Source organism: Flagellimonas olearia, from assembly GCF_009184425.1.
GTDB lineage: Bacteria > Bacteroidota > Bacteroidia > Flavobacteriales > Flavobacteriaceae > Flagellimonas > Flagellimonas olearia.
Genome location: NZ_WELG01000154.1, coordinates 1 through 332, shown reverse-complemented (window position 1 = coordinate 332; position 332 = coordinate 1). Strand labels below are relative to the sequence as shown.

The 332-nt window shown below is 58.7% G+C and carries 1 protein-coding gene; it reads left to right on the top strand.

The window, feature by feature from the left end; translation table 11 throughout:
• Nucleotides 1–49 precede the first annotated feature (49 nt).
• The coding region (locus F8C76_RS19495) for a hypothetical protein (RefSeq protein WP_211372210.1) at nucleotides 50–332 on the top strand (283 nt) is incomplete at its 3' end.

Genomic DNA, 332 nt, shown 5'->3' with positions numbered 1-332 from the left:
CCTGTGTCCAATATCTACCCGCGCCGATAATTTTCAGCCCCAAGCATGTTTGACCGAAGTGCTCGGCGGCGTTGGCAGCATTCTTAACCTGTCCGGTGGTCTTGGCGAATTGTGCCCTGAAGATGCGGATCCACTAACCTGTCTGCTGGCCGCCGGTGAAAAGCTAGGCCCTGTGGGCGACCTGCTGGGCGGCGGAACCATCAACCCAGGAATCTTAACGGACCTGCTGGCTGGCCTTGCTGAGCCAGGCAACCTCGCGTTGCTGGAAACCCTCCCCACTCTGCTGGAGCAAATTCCGGTTCTGGGCGATCTGCTTGCTGGGCTACTGAACA